Below are 21,340 nucleotides of genomic sequence, written 5' to 3' on the forward strand. Positions count from 1 at the left end.
AAAGAAAAATCCTTTCCGACTGTCGCCAGAAGGATTTTCACAAAACATTAGCTTCCAATAGCAAAAGTCAAAGTACCTGATGCAGCAAGTTTACCATTGACTTCAGCCTTAGCTTCAACAACAGCAATTGTTCCACGACGTTTAACAAACTTAGCTGTCATAACAAGTTGGTCACCAGGAACCACTTGTTTTTTAAATTTAACCTTATCCATACCTGCATAAAAGACTAGTTTGCCCTTGTTTTCAGGTTTAGACAATTCAAGAACACCAGCTGTTTGCGCCAGGGCTTCCATGATAAGAACGCCAGGCATAACTGGGTATTGAGGAAAATGTCCATTAAAGAAAGGTTCATTGATCGTTACATTTTTAATAGCTGTGATTTCGTCTTCTGAAACTTCTAGCACACGGTCAACCAAAAGCATTGGATAACGGTGTGGTAAAGCTTCACGAATAGCATTAATATCAATTGTCATTTGATGCGTACCAATCCTTTTCCGTAGTCAACAACTTCTTCATTCGCTACCAAGATTTCAGTAATAACACCATCTTTAGGTGCTGGCACTTCATTCATCACCTTCATTGCTTCAACAATAAGAAGCGTTTGACCTTTCTTAACAGTATCACCAACAGAAACAAAGGCTGGTTTTTCAGGTGATGGAGACAAGTAAGCCACACCAACAAGTGGACTTTCAACCACTTCACCTTCAGCAGCTTGAGCAGGAGCAGAAGCTTCTTTAACTGGTGTTGCTGGAGTTTCAACAGCGGTAGGCGCTGCTACTGGAGCTACTGGAGCTTGAGGAGCTGGCGCAACTACTTCAACTGTAGGAGCTACTGGGGCAGCTGTTACTGAACTTGTTTGATTTTTGCTCAAGTTCAATTCTTCACCGTTATTTTTGTATGAAAATTCACGTAAAGTTGATGCATCAAATTGAGCCAATAAATCTTTGATTTCAGAAATATTCATGAATTACGCCTCCCAACGTTTAAAGGCAAGAACAGCATTGTGTCCACCAAAACCGAAGGTATTTGAAATTGCGTACTCAATATCAGCTTCTTGACCTTCACCATAAACAACATTAGCTTCGATGTAGTCAGACAATTCTTTTGTACCAGCAGTTTTCGGTACATAGCTATGACGAATAGCTTCAATTGTTGCAATAGCCTCAACTGCACCAGCAGCACCTAGCAAGTGACCTGTAAATGATTTAGTAGATGAAACTGGAACATCTTTACCAAGTACAGAAACAATGGCACCACTTTCACCCTTTTCATTAGCAGGTGTTGATGTTCCGTGAGCATTGACATAATCAACATCTTCAGGTTTGATACCAGCTTCATTGATAGCCAATTTAATTGCTTTAGCAGCACCTGAACCGTCTGGAGTTGGTGTTGTCATGTGGTAGGCATCACAGTTTGATCCGTAACCAACAATCTCAGCCAAGATGTTAGCACCACGTTTTTGGGCATGTTCCAAGCTTTCGATAACGAGAACCCCTGCACCTTCACCCATAACAAAACCATTACGGTCTTTATCAAATGGAATTGATGAACGTTCTGGATCCTCTGTTGTTGAAAGTGCTGTAAGAGCATTGAAACCACCAATACCAATCTTAGTGATTGAAGCCTCAGCACCACCAGCCAAGACAACATCATGCAAACCGAATTTAATTTCACGGAAGGCTTCACCGATTGCATCATTGGCTGAGGCACAAGCAGTCGTCACTGATTTACATACCCCTTGAGCACCAATTTTAAGAGCAATGTTACCAGCACCCATGTTTGAAAGTGCTTTAGGGATAAACATTGGTTTGATACGTTTCATCCCACGTTCGTGCATACGAATGATTTGATCTTCAAGTTCTTGAAGACCACCAATACCAGATGACACGATGACACCAACACGATCACGATCTTCTTCTTCCATGTTAAGTCCTGAATTTTCAAGAGCTTCCATAGCAGCATAAATCGCATAAAGTGAGTAAGTGTCCATACGGTTAGTATCTTTTTTCACAAAGTACTTATCGAACGGGAAATCTTGGATTTCACCAGCGTTAAAGACTGGAATTTCAGAAGCATCGAACTTCGTAATTGGTTTGATACCAATTTTACCGTCATGAAGACTGTTCCAAAATTCTTCTGGTGTATTACCGATTGGTGAGGTTACGCCGTAACCTGTAACAACAACACGATTTGTAGACATATATATTCTCCTTTTGTCGGATGGATATTCTAATAAATGATTTTTTTGATATTGATATTCAATTATTGCATGGTCATACCACCATCAATAGCGATGGTTTGACCTGTGAGATATTCTTGACTAGCCAAGAATGCTGCAACTTCAGCCACTTCTTCTGCTTGACCAATACGTTTCATTGGCACTTGAGCAATCATAGCATCTTTCATTTTCTCTGGAATAGCGTCAGTCATATCTGATTCAATGAAACCAGGAGCAATAGCATTGACACGGACACCACGAGCCGCAACTTCACGCGCCACTGATTTTGTAAAACCAATCAGACCAGCTTTTGAAGCCGCATAGTTAGCTTGACCAATATTCCCCATGAGACCTACAACAGATGACATATTGATGATGGCACCTTGACGACCCTTAGACATTGGTTTTAAGACAGCCTGTGTCATATTGAAAGCACCAGTCAAGTTGATTTTCAAGACACGTTCAAAATCTTCTTCACTCATCTTCAACATCAACTTATCGTTAGTGATTCCAGCATTATTAACTAGAACATCAATACTACCAAGCTTTTCAATAGCTTCAGCTACCATACGTTTAGCATCTTCACCGTTAGAAATATCACCTGAGATACCTACAACAGTTACACCATAATCTGCAAACTGTGCAAGCAAGTCCTCAGAGATTTCAGAACGTCCATTTAGGACAACGTTAGCACCAAGACTAGCAAATTTGTGTGCCACAGCTAATCCAATTCCACGTGTTGAACCTGTTACAAAAACATTTTTATTCTTAAGTTCCATGTTTACCTCGTTTTAAGCATTAAGAAGGGCATCAAGACTAGCTTGATCTTCAACATTATGAGTTGGTAAGGTTTTATCAATTTTCTTCAAGAAGCCTGACAAGACTTTTCCTGGACCAATCTCAATTACTTCATCTACACCAAATTCTTGGATAGTGGCAATCGAATCATAAAAACGTACAGGTTCCATCACCTGACGAGCCAAAAGTGCTTTGACGTCTTCTGACTTCATGATTTGAGCCTCAGTATTACCTACTAAAGGAAGCGTAAAGTCCTTGAATGACACTTTCTCAAGTTCTGCTGCCAATTTTTGACTAGCTGATTCAAGTAAAGCTGTATGGAACGGCCCTGAAACATTAAGAGGAATCAGACGTTTAGCACCAGCTTCTTTAAGCAATTCCACAGCATAATCAACAGCCTCAACTTCACCACCAATAACAATTTGTGCTGGAGTATTATAGTTAGCAGGCGTTACTACACCCTTTTCAGATGCTTTTTGACAGATTTCTTCAATCAAACTTGGATCTGTATTCATGACAGCAACCATTTTCCCACTTCCAGCAGGAGCAGCTGTTTCCATGAATTCTCCACGTTTAGCAACCAAGGCTACCGCATCCTCAAATGAGAGTGCTCCAGCCGCAACTAGGGCAGAATATTCACCCAAAGAGAGACCGGCAACAATATCAGGAGTGATACCATTTTCTGCCAAAAGGCGATAAATGGCTACTGACGTTGTCAAAATAGCTGGTTGAGTATAGCGTGTCTGATTAAGTTTTTCTTCGTTAGAATCAATCAATTCACGCAAATCATAACCTAGAATACGACTTGCCGTATCAAATGTCTCTTTGACAACGGGATAAGTCGCATACAAATCGCTCGCCATGCCCAATTTCTGAGCCCCTTGACCAGCAAATAAGAACGCACGTTTTGTCACTATCCTAATCCTTTCGACGTTTTTAGACGTTTACATCTGCCCAACGAGCAGCTTCTTCTTTAATCACCTTGGCAGCACCTGTGTATAGGTCTTCCAAGATTTCTGCACATGTTTCTTCTTTACGAACAAGACCTGCAATTTGTCCAGCCATAACTGAACCATATTCCACATCTCCATCAACAACCGCGTTACGAAGGGCACCTGCACCAAGCTCTTCAATTTCCTCTTGAGTCTTCTTACCAGCCAAGAAATCTTTTTCAGCTTGGTTATATTCAGTAGCCAATTTATTCTTAATCGCACGAACAGGGTGTCCAACAACTGAGGCTGAAATAACAGTATCAATATCTTTAGCCTTCAAAATCTTATCTTTGAAATTTTGGTGTGCATTAGATTCTTTAGCAACAGCGAAACGCGTACCAACCTGAACAGCATCTGCTCCAAGCATAAGAACAGCAGCCATACCACGTCCATCAGCAACACCACCAGCTCCAATAACTGGGATAGATACCGCATCAGCAACTTGGCGAACAAGTGCCATAGTTGTCAATTTACCGATGTGACCACCAGCTTCCATACCTTCTGCAACAACAGCATCTGCTCCAAGTTTTTCCATACGTTTAGCAAGTGCTACCGATGGAATAACTGGGATTACTGTAATTCCAGCTTCGTGGAAACGTTCCATATATTTACCTGGGTTTCCGGCTCCTGTTGTAACAACCTTAACGCCCTCTTCGATAACGAGGTCGACGATGTCATCTGCAAATGGTGACAAAAGCATGATATTAACACCGAATGGTTTATCAGTGATTTGTTTTACTCTATCAATATTAGCTTTTATCACTTCTTTAGGGGCATTACCACCACCAATTATTCCGAGTCCACCAGCATTTGAAACGGCTCCTGCCAAGTCGCCATCAGCAACCCAGGCCATACCACCTTGGAAGATTGGATATTTAATTCCTAACAGTTCTGTAATACGAGATTTCATTTTGCACCTTTTTTCGATTTTCTAATCAAATAAATAGTTTAATAATCAAAGTAATTGTATAAACAAAGGAGAATATCCCAAATAAGAATATTCTCTATGCCCTGCTTATTTAGTTTTTTCTTCTACGTAAGCAACAAGGTCACCAACAGTGTTAAGACCTTCTTCAGTTTCGATTTGGATATCGAACTCATCTTCGATTTCTGAGATAACTTGGAACACGTCAAGTGAGTCAGCGTCAAGTTCGTCAAAAGTAGTTTCTACTTTTACTTCTTCTGCATCTTTCCCAAGTTCTTCAACGATGATTTCTTGTACTTTTTCAAATACTGCCATTTTAATTTCTCCTTTAAGATAAATATATTTCTTATAATCTATGCTGGTGCATAATTTATATAACTAGATTTTAACAATAAGACTGCCCCATGTCAAACCCCCACCAAAACCTGATAAGAGAATTGTTTGACCGCTGTCTAATTTTAAGGTCCCATTCGCCACGTTTTCAGAAAGCAGAATTGGGATACTTGCCGCACTGGTATTACCATAAGACATCATGTTTGCCAAGAATTTATCACGACTGACATCGATTTTCTTAGCCATAATATCCAAAATACGAATATTAGCTTGATGAAGAAGGAAGTAATCAGGCTCACCTTTTTCTTCAACCAAGGCCTTAATACTCTTTGAAACCGTCTTAACGGCAAAATCAAAGATTGCTTTCCCATCCATTTGCATATAGGGATTAGGCTGATCAGACTCATCTGAATAAGGCGAGGTAACTGCAGAAGCTCCTGACTCAAGACCACCCTTGCTACCATCGGTATTTAAAGATTCTCCGAAGAAATGTTCTTCTTCAGTTTCTTCCAAGAGGACTCCGCCAGCACCATCTCCAAAGAGGACAGCTGTTGTACGGTCAGACCAGTCTAAAGTTTTTGAAAGAACTTCAGAACCAATGACTAAACCTTTTTTGTATGCGCCTGACTTTATCAATTTTTCTGCGGTTGCTAAAGCAAAGATAAACCCACTACATGCCGCAGTAATATCAAAAGCAAAGGCGTTGACTGCACCAATTGCTCCTTGAACTCGAGCCGCTACTGACGGCATAGAACTATCAGGAGAAATCGTTGCAACTAAAACAAAGTCTAGTTCCTCAGGAGCTAATCCTGATTTTTCTAATAGCTGATAAGCAACATTGGTAGCTAAATCACTCGTATTCTCATTCAATGAGATGCGACGTTCCTGAATACCGGTACGTGAGCGAATCCACTCATCGCTAGTATCCATGATTTTTGATAGGTCATCATTAGTCACGACCTGAGCAGGTGCATAATGGGCAACCTGACTAATTTTTGCAAATGCCATTATTTCAACTCCTCAAGAAATGCGTGGAGATTTTCCAATCCCTTGCTCATAACCTTCAATTCCTCGTCGTTAAAGCCTTCTGTAATCCTCATCACCATTGATTTATGAAAACGACGGTGAAGACGATATACCAAACGACCCTTTTTAGAGAGCGAAAGATGGACCACACGACGGTCAACTGATGAACGCGTACGGACAATATAACCTTTCTTTTCAAGTTTATTGAGAGATGTTGTTACAGTACCAAGAGTTAGCATGAGTTCTTTAGCTACTGCACTTGGTGTCGTATCTGGATGTGTACCGATCACATCAATGGTATGCATTTCCTTGAGGGAAACATCGTTAAACTTTGAATTCTTTAAACTTGCTTCTTCGATAATAACTACGTTATTAAAAATATCAACAAGATAGCCATCAATTTTGTCGTAATTCACACCAGACTCCTTTCAATAAAACTTTGACTTTCAAATTATATCAGACTCAAACTAATTTCGCAAGCCCGATTAAAAAACTTTAGTTTTTCTTTTAGAAAATGTGGCTATTTCCCTTGGAATTTAGGTCGACGACGCTCACTATAAGCACGTACCCCTTCTTTGAAGTCTTCTGTGAAAGCAAGAGATTTTTGCAAGTCAAGTTCCAACTTAGCGTAATTTTCCCATCCCGCAAATTCAGATTCCCAAACCATTTCTTTAATGGCTTTAAAGGAATTCACTGAAGAGCGGTTCAATTTTTTAATCAATTGACTCACAGTTTTTTCAAGTTTTTCTGACTCAACAACTTTGTAGGCAATTCCCCAGTCCAAGGCTTTTTCAGCTGATACTGGCTCTCCTGTCATGGTAATTTGAGTCGCACGGTTAATACCGATTGAACGTGTCAAAAGGTAGAGACCTCCAGCGTCAGGTGCCAAACCAACACCTACAAAAGCTTGGATGAATTTAGCTTTATCAGATGCAATCGTAAAGTCTGCTGCAACAGCTAAGTTAGCTGCAGCACCTGCACATGGTCCATCAACTACCATGATGACTGGCTTAGGCAATTTTTTAAGAGCAAAAGAAATTTCATTTACCTGCTCAGCAATACGAACCAAAGACTGTACATCATCTACAGCAACCGCTTTTTGCATTTGATCAAGGTCACCGCCAACAGAAAAGACTTTTCCATTAGCATTGATTACCAAGAATTTTACTGACGCATCTTGTTTAGCTTGCTCAATTGCAGCCATAATCTCATCACAAACTGGAATATTAAATCCATTTTGCACTTCTGGACGATTAAGTGTTAAAGTTGCTACTCCATCTTCAACACTATAAAGAATTGTTTCGTAAGCCATTTTTTGCATTCCTCCGATAACTAGTTCCTATATGAAAACCGTATGTTCTTTATATTTTTATCACAATTTTATTTGATGAATAGATAATTTGATTATCAAATCATTCATCGTTAATTTCTAGTATACCATAGTCCATCTAAAGGTCAACAGAAACTTAGAGTTTTTTAATTTGATATATCAAAACACCGAGTTCTACAACTAACTCGGTGTCTCTTCTATTTTAATAAATCTAAAACATCTATAAGCTTATCCAACAAACCTTTGGCTGCACCTTGATCCATGCCAAAACGATTATCTTTAATGGCCCAAACCTCAACACCTGCAGCAACTCCAGCAGCAATACCCTTCTCGCTATCTTCGATAATCAGCGCCTGATTTGCTTCCACATTCAAATGCTTTAAGGCTGTCAGATAAATCTCTGGATTGGGTTTACTCTCTTTAAATTCTTCTCCTGAGAGAACCACATCAAAGAAACCATCCAAATGATTTTCCTCCAAAGCTCTAAGGATATCTGCCTTCACGGAGCTAGAAGCCAAACCTATTTTCAACCCTCGAGATTTCACTTCATTCAAGACTTTCAAAACATCAGGAAAGATTAATTCTTTATAGGGTAAGGGGTTGTCTTGTTTATAGGCATTATACTCTTCTTGTAAAGTTGGCACATCCCAGTTATCATAGTCATCCCTGAGAATATTTTCCCAAACTTGCTTGGTATTTCCACCTATGAAGAAAGACGGGGGTAAATGGTCGATTGAAATTCCCTTTTGAGCTAAGAAATTTGCACGTCGATCATAATAATATTTTTCAGTGTCAAAAAGGACACCATCCATATCAAAAATAATTGCCTCTACCACGGGATATCCTCCTTTTTCTTACCTTATTGTACCATAATCAGACTAAATCTTACTCGCTTTTAAAAACAATGTGACAAATTGTCAGAATTTTGCTATAATTGTAGAGTAATTTAAAATTTTTGGAGTAACTATGAAAGTCATCAAATTCGGTGGAAGCTCACTTGCTTCAGCCACACAATTAGAAAAAGTCTTAAACATTGTAAAATCTGACCCTGAACGTCGCTTTGTCGTTGTATCAGCCCCTGGTAAACGTAACGATGAAGATACCAAGGTCACAGACGCCTTGATTAAATACTATAAACACTACACAAAAGGTGCTGATGTCAAAGCTGACCAAGAATGGATTATTAACCGCTACCAAGCTATGGTAGATGAGCTAGGCTTCAAATCAACAGAAATGGCGAAGATTGCCAAATCTATCAACGATCTTGCCACTCTCCCTATTGAAGACAACGATTTCCTTTATGATACTTTCCTAGCTGCAGGGGAAGATAATAACGCAAAATTAATCGCTGAATATTTCCGTAATAACGGTATTGAAGCACGTTACGTTCACCCTCGCCAAGCTGGTATTTTTGTCTCAAGCGAACCTGGAAATGCTCGTATCCTTCCAGGAGCTTATGACAAGTTGGAAGAACTTCGTGAATCAGATGAGGTTCTTGTTATCCCTGGTTTCTTCGGTGTTACCCCCGATAATCAAATTTGTACATTCTCACGTGGAGGCTCTGATATCACAGGTTCAATCGTTGCAGCTGGAGTTAAGGCAGACTTATATGAAAACTTCACAGATGTAGATGGGATTTTCGCAGCCCATCCTGGTGTCGTTCATGAACCACATTCTATTCCAGAGTTGACTTACAAGGAAATGCGTGAATTGGCATATGCTGGCTTCTCGGTTCTTCATGATGAAGCCCTTCTCCCTGCCTATCGTGGTAAAATTCCATTGGTTATTAAAAACACTAATAATCCAGACCATCCAGGTACACGTATTATTCTTGAACATAAGGGTGCAACTGTTCCTGTCGTTGGTATCGCGAGCGATGATAAATTCGTCAGCATCAATATGACCAAATACCTCATGAACCGTGAAGTTGGTTTTGGACGTAAGGTCCTCCAAATTTTGGAAGATTTAAACATCCGTTGGGAACACATGCCTTCTGGAATCGATGATCTTTCAATCATTATTCGAGAACGTGAACTTACCCCAATCAAAGAACAAGAAATCCTTTCATACTTGACTCGTGAACTCGGTGTTGATGAAGTTGAAATTGAACATGGCCTTTCAATTCTCATGATTGTTGGTGAAAATATGAAAGACCACATTGGTGTTACAGCGACAGCGGCTAAAGCGCTCTCTGAAAAACATATTAACCTAGAAATGATTTCTCAAGGTTCTAGTGAGGTTTCTGTTATGTTCGTAATTGAAACTGAGCAAGAAAAAGCAGCCGTCAGAGCTCTTTACGATGCTTTTTTCCGTAGTGGCGATTAATCTAAAAACCTATCTCCTTCAAGGGATAGGTTTTTTCTTTATGAGAAAAACTAAGCCAGCTCTTATGATATCTACTCCAATAGCTAATTCATTGATCAATTATGCATAGCTATTGCTAACCAAAAAACACTAACTTTCGTTAGTGCTTTTTTTACAAGATATTTTCGTAACTTTCACGAACGGCATCTGGCCAAACTGAAGTTTGAACCTCACCAATATGTTTCTTACGAAGCAAGAACATAGCCATACGTGACTGACCAATACCTCCACCAATTGTTAGTGGGAAAAGGCCATGTAACAAGGCTTGGTGCCAATCCAATTTCAAACGATCTTGGTCGCCAGTAATTTCAACCTGACGTTTAAGGGCATCTTCATCAACACGAATACCCATTGATGACAATTCAAAGGCATGTCCTAATTGTTCATTCCAAACCAAGATATCCCCATTCAAACCATGGTAACCATTCTCAGACTCAGTTGTCCAGTCATCATAGTCAGGTGCACGACCATCATGTGGTTTTCCATCAGGAAGAACACCACCGATACCAATCAAGAATACAGCACCATATTCCTTAGTAATAGCATCTTCACGCTCTTTTGGTGTCAAATCAGGGTACTTCTCAACAAGTTCTTCTGAATGGATGAAGGTAATTTTCTTAGGTAAAATAGCTTCAATATCGTAACGTGCTTCAACTGCTAGCTCAGTCAAACGAATAACCTTATAAATGGTTTCAACAGTTTCTTTCAAGTAAGCGATATTACGATGTCCGTCAGGAATAACTTTTTCCCAGTCCCATTGGTCAACGTAAACAGAGTGCGTTGCATCCAATGAATCTTCATCTGGACGAAGAGCCTTCATATTAACCACGAGCCCTTCACCTTCATTGAAACCAAAACGAGCCAAAGTATGGCGTTTCCATTTTGCTAATGAGTGAACAACTTCGTATGTTGCGTCAGGAATCTGAAGCACATTAACAGTTACAGGATTTTCAATACCGCTCAAATTATCCTGCATACCATCCCCGACCTTACTCAAAATAGGCCCTTGCACTTCAACGACGTCAAGTTTATCAATCAAATACTGTGTAAAAGTATTCTTCACAAAAGAAATTTCCTCTTGTTGATGAATGAAGCTCTTTTTCATACGCTCCTCCTTTAAAAAATCGATAAGCCTATTATACTCCTATTTTTCAGAAAAATAAAGAAATTTTCCAACAATTTGGAAAATTTCTTGTTTTTTATGTTAGGTTTTATCACATTTTCTTAGTCAGCTTCACAACTGCTTCTGTTCGAGCTGTATGAGGAAACATGTCTACTGACTGAATATAATTAACATCATAAACTTTAGCCAAAGAAACTAGGTCTCTAGCCAAAGTAGATACATTACATGAAACATAAACCATTTTTTCAGGAGTGTAGGCCAGTATCGTTTTAAGTAGCTTATCATCTAAACCAGTTCTAGGTGGATCCACAATAAGAGCATCTGTTCGATAGCCTTCCTTGTACCAACGAGGAATAATATCCTCAGCCTTACCCACCTCATAGTGAGCATTCTCCAACCCAAGTGATTTAGCATTCTTTCTAGCATCCTCAATAGACTCTGGAATAATATCCATACCTCGAATACTCTTTACCTTATTTGCAAAAGCAAGTCCAATAGTACCAACCCCACAATAAGCATCAATAAGGTGTTCAGCCTTACCTACATCCAAAGCTTCGACGGCCTGACCATAGAGTACCTCTGTTTGTTGAGGATTCAACTGGTAAAATGCACGAGGAGAGAGAGCAAAGTTATAGTCCAGTACCTCTTCTTGAATAGCGTCTTGCCCCCAAAGAATTTCCGTCTCTTGACCATAAATCTCGCTAGATTTCGAATAATTATAATTGACAGCAATAGTTACAATCTCTGGAAAACTTTCCGTCAATTCCTTAACCAATTTAGTGAAAGAAACTGATTTAGAGGTTACAAAAATCAACTGGACCTCATTTGAACCCAAAGCACGTCGTATCATAACAGTACGAATTCCAGCAATTTTACGCTCATTATAAATTGGGAACTTGTATTTATCTAACAAACTTGTCACCTTATTCATGATGACTTGAGTTAGCTCATCCTGAACTAGGCAATCATCAATATTAATGAGGCGATGACTCCCTTCCGCAAATAAACCAGCTTTGACTGAACCACCAAAAGAACGGGTTTGAAATTGTAGTTTAGCTCGGTAATGTTGTGGTTGCTCCATACCAATTGTTGGACGAATGTCATATGACTCAAAATTAGCCGGTTTAAACTTCTTCAAGGCTTGTCCTAATAAGTCAGTTTTAAACTCTAATTGCTTATCATAACGAAGATGCATTAACTGGCAACCGCCACAGTCTTCATAAATACTACATGCAGGTTCGACACGAAACTTAGAAGGTTTATTAATCTTTAATAATTTCGCCTGAACAAAGTTTCTCTTAACAGAAACAACCTGACAGAACACCTCTTCACCCTTCAAAGCCCCTGGCACAAAAACTAGAGTTTTCTTATAAAAACCAATGCCTTCGCCATTGATTCCCATGCGTTTTATCTTAAGCGGGATACGCTGTTTCACTTGTAAATTCATACTACCATTCTAACATTTTGATATAATAATAACTATGAAAATCACAAAAATCGAGAAGAAAAAGAGACTTTATCTCCTTGAGATAGACAAAAAAGAGAGTCTCTACGTTACAGAAGATACCATCGTTAAATACATGTTGACAAAAGAAATGATACTGGACAAAAATCAACTTGAGAATATTAAATCCTTTGCTCAGTTCTCTCATGGTAAAAACTTAGCTCTCTATTTTATTTCCTTTAAACAACGTACTGAGAAAGAGGTAAAAGATTACCTTTTTAAACATGAAATAAACCCTCATATAATTCCAAAAATTATTGATAATCTAAAAAGAGATCACTGGATTGATGATTACAAACTCCTAGAAAGTCTAGCTCAACAAAATCTGAATTCAGGCGATAAAGGAGCCTATGTGCTGAAGCAAAAATGGCTTCAAAAAGGTTGTAACAAATCGATCATTGACGATGTTTTAAGTCAATTTGATTTCTCAGAAATAGCCATTAGAGTAGCTGCAAAACTGTTACGAAAATATCAGGGAAAACTACCATCTAAAGCCCTAAAAGATAAATTAACTCAAAGCCTTATCAATAAAGGTTTTTCATTTCAAGAAAGTAAACTAGCAATCGATCATCTAGAACTTGAAGCAGATGAAGAAACTGAACAAGCTCTCCTTTATAAAGAAATAGATAAGCAATATCAAAAATTTAGTAAAAAATACGACGGTTATGAACTTAAGCAGCGCTTGACACAATCTTTAGCCAGAAAAGGTTATGACTTTGATGCCATAGCATCCGCTCTAAGAGAATATTTATAGGAATTTCCCCTCTTTTCACAAAATTATGATACAATAGTGGGGATAACCCTTATTGTAGAAAGAGGACGCCATGAAATTACCAAAAGAAGGCGACTTTATCACAATTCAAAGTTATAAGCATGATGGTAGTTTGCACCGTACTTGGCGCGATACTATGGTACTAAAGACAACTGAGAATGCTGTTATTGGCGTTAACGACCACACCCTCGTTACTGAAGCAGACGGAAGACGATGGGTAACACGTGAACCTGCTATTGTTTATTTCCACAAAAAATACTGGTTTAATATTATAGCCATGATTAGGGATAACGGCATTTCCTACTACTGCAATTTAGCTAGTCCATATATTTTGGACCAAGAAGCACTAAAATATATTGACTACGACCTAGATGTCAAAGTCTTCGCTGATGGTGAAAAAAAATTGCTAGATGTAGATGAGTATGAAACACATAAAAAAGAAATGCATTACTCTCCTGATATTGACTATATCTTAAAGGAACATGTTAAAATCTTGGTAGATTGGATTAACAATGGTAAGGGGCCATTTTCACAATCTTATGTTAACATCTGGTACAAACGTTATCTTGAACTAAGGAATCGTTAAAGTTGTCATAAAAAAGACTAGTAATAATACTAGTCTTTTTTTGCACTAAAAACTAATGCTTCGGAATCTAAGTCCATATTCAAAAGATAACGACCTTCTTCTACTTGAATAAGATACCCTAATAATTCTAAAGCATCAACAAAAATATTCCTCCTTTTTTGAAGTGCATATTCCTTCCTAACGTATTTTAAAAGAAAAGTCGTAACATGTTTTAAAAAATATTCAGGATTAACATCCCCTAATATATCATATAATCTATTCTGCTCTTCCGATAATGGTAGATTTTCTCTTAATTTATAGAAATAGTTTGAAATTGTAAGATCATCTCTCGTGATACTCGTTTGTTCAATAATGACAACTTCATTAGTAGAATTACTTATCTCAGTAACAAATCTACGATTTAATAGCTCTAAATAACAAGTAGAATCATCTTCAATAAAAAAATGCTGATCTAAGTCAATTGTAGAAGAATCCGACACTAGATTAATTAATAGACGGTAACGCTTCTCAAATCGTTCAATATAGCCTGCTTTTACAAACTCCTCAATTAATTTATCTATATTCTTTTGAAAAGGAAACTCCCTTTTTATTGCTCTCAGGGTCACAGGCTGATTAAGATATAGATAATTCACTATTTCCATAAAAAAAGCCTGCTTACATAGTTTATTTGGGTTAAATTGTATTATCATAAGAAGTATTATACCATTAATCAGACCACTAAAAAAAGGCCTGACGGCCTAATTTTATGCATTAAAGCTTTCAGTCAACTGTGGTACCACTTGTTTCTTACGAGAAACGGCACCTTCAAGGAAAGCATGATTATTTTCTAAAACAAAATCAAAAGCATTTTCAACTTTATCAGTATTTGAACCAAGTGCAAGAATTTCTGAATTTGAATTAAGGATATCAGTAATCATTAAGACAAAGTCAGAGTATCCATTGCTTTTAATTGAGTTATTAATAGCTTCTTCGATTTCCTCTTGACGAGAAAGAACATCTACAATATCAACAGTATTAACTTGTGCAACACGAACTTGATTGCCATTCAATTCGAAAGTTTTGGCATCAATATCAATAAGTTCTTCAGCAGATTTAGAAGAAAGATTAGTACCAGCTTTAAGCATAGCTAGACCATATTCTTCTAGATTAACACCAGCAATTTCTGCAAGTTCAGCTGCGACTGCAGGATCTGAAGCATGTGTAGTTGGAGATTTAAGAAGAAGAGTATCTGAAATCAAACCTGACAAAAGCAAACCAGCCACTTCCTTAGGAACTTCAACATTGTTTTCTTTAAACATACGATAAACAATTGAAGATGCAGATCCAACAGGTTCCAATCGCATCATTAATGGATTAGCAGTTTCAAAGTTAGCCACACGATGATGGTCTACTACCTCAACAACCTCAACATCCTTAATATCTGAAATAGATTGTTGAAACTCATTATGATCTGTAAGAATTACTTGATTAACACCCTCTGACAGAGCCGATTCAACAACTCGTGGTGCCTCAACACCAAAATAATCAAGAACGAAAGCAGTTTCTTCGTTAGGAGTACCTAAAGCAACAGCTTCAGCATCAACTCCAAGTTGACGTTTCAAATAAGCGTACCCATAAGAAGACCCGATTGCATCAGAATCAGGGTTTTGATGACCAAAAACAAAAACTTTAGACATAAATTCACCTCAAAAATAGTATTATAAGCTATTATAACATATAAAAAAAAGAAACAAAATAAAAAGAGTAACCTAAGTCACTCAAAAATATAGTCCGTACGGGATTCGAACCCGTGTTACCGCCGTGAAAAGGCGGTGTCTTAACCCCTTGACCAACGGACCATCTTTATGCCGGCTACATGACTTGAACACGCGACCCTCTGATTACAAATCAGATGCTCTACCAACTGAGCTAAGCCGGCTAACTTTTCTAATGCGGGTGAAGGGACTTGAACCCCCACGCCGTTAAGCGCCAGATCCTAAATCTGGTGCGTCTGCCAATTCCGCCACACCCGCATATATGACCCGTACTGGGCTCGAACCAGTGACCCATTGATTAAAAGTCAATTGCTCTACCAACTGAGCTAACGAGTCTCAAATATTTCTACTTGAACGGTCCCGACGGGAATCGAACCCGCGATCTTCGCCGTGACAGGGCGACGTGATAACCGCTACACCACGGGACCTATGGGAGTTAACGGGATCGAACCGCTGACCCTCTGCTTGTAAGGCAGATGCTCTCCCAGCTGAGCTAAACTCCCTTTGCGCTAAGCGACTACCGTATCTAACAGGGGGCAACCCCCAACTACATCAGGCGTACTAGGGCTTAACTTCTGTGTTCGGCATGGGAACAGGTGTATCTCCTAGGCTATCGTCACTTAACTCTGAGTATTCTCAACTCAAAATTGAATATCTATACTGTATCAAGAAACCAAATCGTTGTCAATATGTCTCAGTTACTTTCTTTGGATAAGTCCTCGAGCTATTAGTATTAGTCCGCTACATGTGTCACCACACTTCCACTTCTAACCTATCAACCTGATCATCTCTCAGGGCTCTTACTGATATAAAATCATGGGAAATCTCATCTTGAGGTGGGCTTCACACTTAGATGCTTTCAGCGTTTATCCCTTCCCTACATAGCTACCCAGCGATGCTCTTGGCAGAACAACTGGTACACCAGCGGTAAGTCCACTCTGGTCCTCTCGTACTAGGAGCAGATCCTCTCAAATTTCCTACGCCCGCGACGGATAGGGACCGAACTGTCTCACGACGTTCTGAACCCAGCTCGCGTGCCGCTTTAATGGGCGAACAGCCCAACCCTTGGGACCGACTACAGCCCCAGGATGCGACGAGCCGACATCGAGGTGCCAAACCTCCCCGTCGATGTGAACTCTTGGGGGAGATAAGCCTGTTATCCCCAGGGTAGCTTTTATCCGTTGAGCGATGGCCCTTCCATGCGGAACCACCGGATCACTAAGCCCGACTTTCGTCCCTGCTCGAGTTGTAGCTCTCGCAGTCAAGCTCCCTTATACCTTTACACTCTGCGAATGATTTCCAACCATTCTGAGGGAACCTTTGGGCGCCTCCGTTACCTTTTAGGAGGCGACCGCCCCAGTCAAACTGCCCGTCAGACACTGTCTCCGATAGGGATAACCTATCTGGGTTAGAGTAGCCATAACACAAGGGTAGTATCCCAACAACGCCTCACTCGAAACTGGCGTCCCGAGGTCATAGGCTCCTACCTATCCTGTACATGTGGTACAGATACTCAATATCAAACTGCAGTAAAGCTCCATGGGGTCTTTCCGTCCTGTCGCGGGTAACCTGCATCTTCACAGGTACTAAAATTTCACCGAGTCTCTCGTTGAGACAGTGCCCAAATCATTACGCCTTTCGTGCGGGTCGGAACTTACCCGACAAGGAATTTCGCTACCTTAGGACCGTTATAGTTACGGCCGCCGTTTACTGGGGCTTCAATTCATACCTTCGCTTACGCTAAGCACTCCTCTTAACCTTCCAGCACCGGGCAGGCGTCACCCCCTATACATCATCTTACGATTTAGCAGAGAGCTGTGTTTTTGATAAACAGTTGCTTGGGCCTATTCACTGCGGCTGACCATAAGTCAGCGCCCCTTCTCCCGAAGTTACGGGGCCATTTTGCCGAGTTCCTTAACGAGAGTTCTCTCGCTCACCTGAGGCTACTCGCCTCGACTACCTGTGTCGGTTTGCGGTACGGGTAGAGTATAATTAACGCTAGAAGCTTTTCTTGGCAGTGTGACATCACTAACTTCGCTACTAAACTTCGCTACCCATCACAGCTCAATGTTATAGATATAAGCATTTGACTCATATCACACCTCACTGCTTGGCCAGATACTTCCAATCGTCTGGTTTAGTTAGCCTACTGCGTCCCTCCATCACTATATACTCTAGTACAGGAATATCAACCTGTTGTCCATCGGATACACCTTTCGGTCTCTCCTTAGGTCCCGACTAACCCAGGGCGGACGAGCCTTCCCCTGGAAACCTTAGTCTTACGGTGGACAGGATTCTCACCTGTCTTTCGCTACTCATACCGGCATTCTCACTTCTATGCGCTCCAGCACTCCTCACGGTACACCTTCTTCGCACATAGAACGCTCTCCTACCATACCTATAAAGGTATCCACAGCTTCGGTAATATGTTTTAGCCCCGGTACATTTTCGGCGCAGGGTCACTCGACTAGTGAGCTATTACGCACTCTTTGAATGAATAGCTGCTTCTAAGCTAACATCCTAGTTGTCTGTGCAACCCCACATCCTTTTCCACTTAACATATATTTTGGGACCTTAGCTGGTGGTCTGGGCTGTTTCCCTTTCGACTACGGATCTTAGCACTCGCAGTCTGACTGCCGATTATATCTCGTTGGCATTCGGAGTTTATCTGAGATTGGTAATCCGGGATGGACCCCTCACCCAAACAGTGCTCTACCTCCAAGAGACTTAACATCGACGCTAGCCCTAAAGCTATTTCGGAGAGAACCAGCTATCTCCAAGTTCGTTTGGAATTTCTCCGCTACCCACAAGTCATCCAAGCACTTTTCAACGTGCCCTGGTTCGGTCCTCCAGTGAGTTTTACCTCACCTTCAACCTGCTCATGGGTAGGTCACATGGTTTCGGGTCTACGACATGATACTAATGCGCCCTATTAAGACTCGGTTTCCCTACGGCTCCGTCTCTTCAACTTAACCTCGCATCATATCGTAACTCGCCGGTTCATTCTACAAAAGGCACGCTCTCACCCATTAACGGGCTCGAACTTGTTGTAGGCACACGGTTTCAGGTTCTATTTCACTCCCCTCCCGGGGTGCTTTTCACCTTTCCCTCACGGTACTGGTTCACTATCGGTCACTAGAGAGTATTTAGGGTTGGGAGATGGTCCTCCCAGATTCCGACGAGATTTCTCGTGTCTCGCCGTACTCAGGATACTGCTAGGTATAAAGACTATTTCGAATACGAGGCTATTACTCTCTTTGGCCTACCTTCCCAGGTAGTTCTTCTATACTCTTTAAGTCCACGTTGCAGTCCTACAACCCCGAAGAGTAAACTCTTCGGTTTGCCCTCTTGCCGTTTCGCTCGCCGCTACTAAGGCAATCGCTTTTGCTTTCTCTTCCTGCAGCTACTTAGATGTTTCAGTTCACTGCGTCTTCCTCTACATTACCTTAACAGTAATGAGTGACAGGCATTACCTGCCGGGTTCCCCCATTCGGACATCTCTGGATCATTGCTCACTTACAGCTCCCCAAAGCATTTCGTCGTTAGTCACGTCCTTCATCGGCTTCTAGTGCCAAGGCATCCACCGTGCGCCCTTATTAACTTAACCTTATTTTGGTCTTTCGACCTAACTCATTAAATATTCACAGCGTTTCGGTTTATTTTCTTGTTACTATCTATATGTAATTAATTACATATGGAATTTGATATAGATATTCAATTTTCAATGGACAATACTTGAATCTTTCGATTCAATGGAGCCTAGCGGGATCGAACCGCTGACCTCCTGCGTGCAAAGCAGGCGCTCTCCCAGCTGAGCTAAGGCCCCACAAGACCTCTCAAAACTAAATAAGAAACTCAAGTACATTCCGTTTTTCCTTAGAAAGGAGGTGATCCAGCCGCACCTTCCGATACGGCTACCTTGTTACGACTTCACCCCAATCATCTATCCCACCTTAGGCGGCTGGCTCCAAAAGGTTACCTCACCGACTTCGGGTGTTACAAACTCTCGTGGTGTGACGGGCGGTGTGTACAAGGCCCGGGAACGTATTCACCGCGGCGTGCTGATCCGCGATTACTAGCGATTCCGACTTCATGTAGGCGAGTTGCAGCCTACAATCCGAACTGAGATTGGCTTTAAGAGATTAGCTTGCCGTCACCGACTCGCAACTCGTTGTACCAACCATTGTAGCACGTGTGTAGCCCAGGTCATAAGGGGCATGATGATTTGACGTCATCCCCACCTTCCTCCGGTTTATTACCGGCAGTCTCGCTAGAGTGCCCAACTGAATGATGGCAACTAACAATAGGGGTTGCGCTCGTTGCGGGACTTAACCCAACATCTCACGACACGAGCTGACGACAACCATGCACCACCTGTCACCGATGTACCGAAGTAACTTTCTATCTCTAGAAATAGCATCGGGATGTCAAGACCTGGTAAGGTTCTTCGCGTTGCTTCGAATTAAACCACATGCTCCACCGCTTGTGCGGGCCCCCGTCAATTCCTTTGAGTTTCAACCTTGCGGTCGTACTCCCCAGGCGGAGTGCTTAATGCGTTAGCTGCGGCACTGAATCCCGGAAAGGATCCAACACCTAGCACTCATCGTTTACGGCGTGGACTACCAGGGTATCTAATCCTGTTCGCTCCCCACGCTTTCGAGCCTCAGCGTCAGTTACAGACCAGAGAGCCGCTTTCGCCACCGGTGTTCCTCCATATATCTACGCATTTCACCGCTACACATGGAATTCCACTCTCCCCTTCTGCACTCAAGTTTGACAGTTTCCAAAGCGAACTATGGTTGAGCCACAGCCTTTAACTTCAGACTTATCAAACCGCCTGCGCTCGCTTTACGCCCAATAAATCCGGACAACGCTCGGGACCTACGTATTACCGCGGCTGCTGGCACGTAGTTAGCCGTCCCTTTCTGGTAAGCTACCGTCACAGTGTGAACTTTCCACTCTCACACTCGTTCTTGACTTACAACAGAGCTTTACGATCCGAAAACCTTCTTCACTCACGCGGCGTTGCTCGGTCAGGGTTGCCCCCATTGCCGAAGATTCCCTACTGCTGCCTCCCGTAGGAGTCTGGGCCGTGTCTCAGTCCCAGTGTGGCCGATCACCCTCTCAGGTCGGCTATGTATCGTCGCCTAGGTGAGCCGTTACCTCACCTACTAGCTAATACAACGCAGGTCCATCTTGTAGTGGAGCAATTGCCCCTTTCAAATAAATGACATGTGTCATCCATTGTTATGCGGTATTAGCTATCGTTTCCAATAGTTATCCCCCGCTACAAGGCAGGTTACCTACGCGTTACTCACCCGTTCGCAACTCATCCAAGAAGAGCAAGCTCCTCTCTTCAGCGTTCTACTTGCATGTATTAGGCACGCCGCCAGCGTTCGTCCTGAGCCAGGATCAAACTCTCATTAAAATCTTTAATAATTGTTCGAGCGTTAACTCATTACCGTCGTCTGACGATTTATTCTTGTAAATTGACAGGTTATAATTCTTTTATCATAACCCTGCACTTGGTTTCTTATTCAGTTCTCAAAGGTCTTTGTCTCTCTTAAGACAACTCCTATATTCTAGCAAATCTAGAATAGCTTGTCAACACTTTT

18 protein-coding genes, 7 tRNA genes and 3 rRNA genes are annotated in these 21,340 nt (G+C 41.1%); 3 read left to right on the plus strand and 25 right to left on the minus strand.

From position 1 onward, the window contains the following. Window positions 1-47: 47 nt before the first annotated feature. From fabZ to LG375_RS05120, 11 genes are all read right to left on the minus strand, one after another. Entirely contained in the window at window positions 48-473 is a 426-nt protein-coding gene (fabZ, locus tag LG375_RS05070) for a 3-hydroxyacyl-ACP dehydratase FabZ (protein WP_070654761.1), read from the minus strand. Further along, window positions 470-964, minus strand: a complete 495-nt coding sequence (gene accB, locus LG375_RS05075) for an acetyl-CoA carboxylase biotin carboxyl carrier protein (RefSeq protein WP_225745432.1) — start codon at window positions 962-964, stop codon at window positions 470-472. Before accB ends, fabZ begins: the two co-directional genes overlap by 4 nt. Before the next feature lie 3 nt (window positions 965-967). Then, window positions 968-2,200, minus strand: a complete 1,233-nt coding sequence (gene fabF / locus LG375_RS05080) for a beta-ketoacyl-ACP synthase II (RefSeq protein ID WP_002885574.1) — start codon at window positions 2,198-2,200, stop codon at window positions 968-970. A 62-nt stretch (window positions 2,201-2,262) separates the two neighbouring features. Continuing rightward, window positions 2,263-2,997 carry a 3-oxoacyl-[acyl-carrier-protein] reductase gene (fabG, locus tag LG375_RS05085; RefSeq protein ID WP_225745433.1) on the minus strand — a complete coding sequence of 245 codons (735 nt, stop codon included), beginning with the start codon at window positions 2,995-2,997 and terminating at the stop codon, window positions 2,263-2,265. Between the two features lie 12 nt (window positions 2,998-3,009). Next, on the minus strand, window positions 3,010-3,930 hold the full coding sequence (gene fabD, locus LG375_RS05090; protein ID WP_002886655.1) for an ACP S-malonyltransferase: 921 nt from the start codon (window positions 3,928-3,930) through the stop codon (window positions 3,010-3,012). A gap of 22 nt (window positions 3,931-3,952) precedes the next feature. Further along, window positions 3,953-4,918 (minus strand): enoyl-[acyl-carrier-protein] reductase FabK, encoded by a 966-nt coding sequence (fabK, locus tag LG375_RS05095; protein ID WP_225745434.1) that lies wholly within the window; start codon window positions 4,916-4,918, stop codon window positions 3,953-3,955. 105 nt (window positions 4,919-5,023) lie between these two features. Further along, complete coding sequence (locus LG375_RS05100) at window positions 5,024-5,248, minus strand: acyl carrier protein (protein ID WP_002885495.1); 225 nt, start codon at window positions 5,246-5,248, stop codon at window positions 5,024-5,026. 63 nt (window positions 5,249-5,311) lie between these two features. Next, the gene (locus LG375_RS05105) at window positions 5,312-6,274 is read right to left on the minus strand and encodes a beta-ketoacyl-ACP synthase III (RefSeq protein WP_225745435.1); all 963 of its coding nucleotides are present in this window, start codon (window positions 6,272-6,274) and stop codon (window positions 5,312-5,314) included. Continuing rightward, on the minus strand, window positions 6,274-6,708 hold the full coding sequence (locus tag LG375_RS05110) for a MarR family winged helix-turn-helix transcriptional regulator (RefSeq protein ID WP_002885562.1): 435 nt from the start codon (window positions 6,706-6,708) through the stop codon (window positions 6,274-6,276). The genes LG375_RS05105 and LG375_RS05110 overlap by 1 nt, the downstream gene beginning before the upstream one ends. A 104-nt stretch (window positions 6,709-6,812) precedes the next feature. Then, window positions 6,813-7,604: an enoyl-CoA hydratase gene (locus tag LG375_RS05115; protein ID WP_037601410.1), complete on the minus strand. Its 792-nt coding sequence runs from the start codon at window positions 7,602-7,604 to the stop codon at window positions 6,813-6,815. A 215-nt stretch (window positions 7,605-7,819) separates the two neighbouring features. Then, window positions 7,820-8,458, minus strand: coding sequence for an HAD family hydrolase (locus LG375_RS05120; RefSeq protein WP_225745436.1), 639 nt, complete (start codon window positions 8,456-8,458; stop codon window positions 7,820-7,822). A 130-nt stretch (window positions 8,459-8,588) separates the two neighbouring features. Here LG375_RS05120 and LG375_RS05125 point away from each other — a divergent pair, with 130 nt between their 5' ends. Beyond that, complete coding sequence (locus tag LG375_RS05125) at window positions 8,589-9,947, plus strand: aspartate kinase (protein WP_002890033.1); 1,359 nt, start codon at window positions 8,589-8,591, stop codon at window positions 9,945-9,947. A gap of 151 nt (window positions 9,948-10,098) precedes the next feature. On the opposite strand, the gene asnA is transcribed toward LG375_RS05125, so the two are convergent. After that, window positions 10,099-11,091, minus strand: a complete 993-nt coding sequence (gene asnA / locus LG375_RS05130; protein WP_014633569.1) for an aspartate--ammonia ligase — start codon at window positions 11,089-11,091, stop codon at window positions 10,099-10,101. A 109-nt stretch (window positions 11,092-11,200) separates the two neighbouring features. Then, window positions 11,201-12,556 (minus strand): 23S rRNA (uracil(1939)-C(5))-methyltransferase RlmD, encoded by a 1,356-nt coding sequence (rlmD, locus tag LG375_RS05135; RefSeq protein WP_225745437.1) that lies wholly within the window; start codon window positions 12,554-12,556, stop codon window positions 11,201-11,203. 34 nt (window positions 12,557-12,590) lie between these two features. Between rlmD and recX the strand changes: the two genes are divergently transcribed. Further along, entirely contained in the window at window positions 12,591-13,367 is a 777-nt protein-coding gene (recX, locus tag LG375_RS05140; protein ID WP_155211758.1) for a recombination regulator RecX, read from the plus strand. Window positions 13,368-13,437: 70 nt separating this feature from the next. Continuing rightward, complete coding sequence (locus tag LG375_RS05145; RefSeq protein ID WP_002886644.1) at window positions 13,438-13,971, plus strand: DUF402 domain-containing protein; 534 nt, start codon at window positions 13,438-13,440, stop codon at window positions 13,969-13,971. A 29-nt stretch (window positions 13,972-14,000) separates the two neighbouring features. Here the strand turns inward: LG375_RS05145 and LG375_RS05150 are convergent, their stop codons facing one another. The 12 genes from LG375_RS05150 to LG375_RS05205 form a co-directional block, all read right to left on the minus strand. Next, window positions 14,001-14,660 carry a DUF1803 domain-containing protein gene (locus LG375_RS05150; protein ID WP_049546010.1) on the minus strand — a complete coding sequence of 220 codons (660 nt, stop codon included), beginning with the start codon at window positions 14,658-14,660 and terminating at the stop codon, window positions 14,001-14,003. A 54-nt stretch (window positions 14,661-14,714) separates the two neighbouring features. Continuing rightward, on the minus strand, window positions 14,715-15,647 hold the full coding sequence (locus LG375_RS05155) for a manganese-dependent inorganic pyrophosphatase (RefSeq protein WP_225745438.1): 933 nt from the start codon (window positions 15,645-15,647) through the stop codon (window positions 14,715-14,717). 90 nt (window positions 15,648-15,737) lie between these two features. Further along, a tRNA-Glu gene (locus LG375_RS05160) sits at window positions 15,738-15,809 on the minus strand. 7 nt (window positions 15,810-15,816) lie between these two features. Beyond that, window positions 15,817-15,889 (minus strand) — tRNA-Thr (locus LG375_RS05165). A 12-nt stretch (window positions 15,890-15,901) separates the two neighbouring features. After that, window positions 15,902-15,983: transfer RNA gene (locus LG375_RS05170), tRNA-Leu, on the minus strand. Between the two features lie 5 nt (window positions 15,984-15,988). Further along, window positions 15,989-16,061 (minus strand) — tRNA-Lys (locus LG375_RS05175). Window positions 16,062-16,080: 19 nt separating this feature from the next. Next, window positions 16,081-16,153: transfer RNA gene (locus LG375_RS05180), tRNA-Asp, on the minus strand. A gap of 2 nt (window positions 16,154-16,155) precedes the next feature. After that, window positions 16,156-16,228 (minus strand) — tRNA-Val (locus tag LG375_RS05185). A 5-nt stretch (window positions 16,229-16,233) separates the two neighbouring features. After that, a 5S ribosomal RNA gene (rrf, locus tag LG375_RS05190) occupies window positions 16,234-16,349 on the minus strand. Between the two features lie 83 nt (window positions 16,350-16,432). Next, window positions 16,433-19,332, minus strand: a 23S ribosomal RNA gene (locus tag LG375_RS05195). A gap of 146 nt (window positions 19,333-19,478) precedes the next feature. Continuing rightward, a tRNA-Ala gene (locus LG375_RS05200) sits at window positions 19,479-19,551 on the minus strand. Window positions 19,552-19,605: 54 nt separating this feature from the next. After that, a 16S ribosomal RNA gene (locus LG375_RS05205) occupies window positions 19,606-21,153 on the minus strand. Together the 16S, 23S and 5S rRNA genes with 7 tRNA genes alongside form the textbook arrangement of a ribosomal RNA operon. Between the last annotated feature and the right edge of the window lie 187 nt (window positions 21,154-21,340).

It is taken from the genome of Streptococcus sp. Marseille-Q3604 (genome assembly GCF_916619785.1).
GTDB lineage: Bacteria > Bacillota > Bacilli > Lactobacillales > Streptococcaceae > Streptococcus.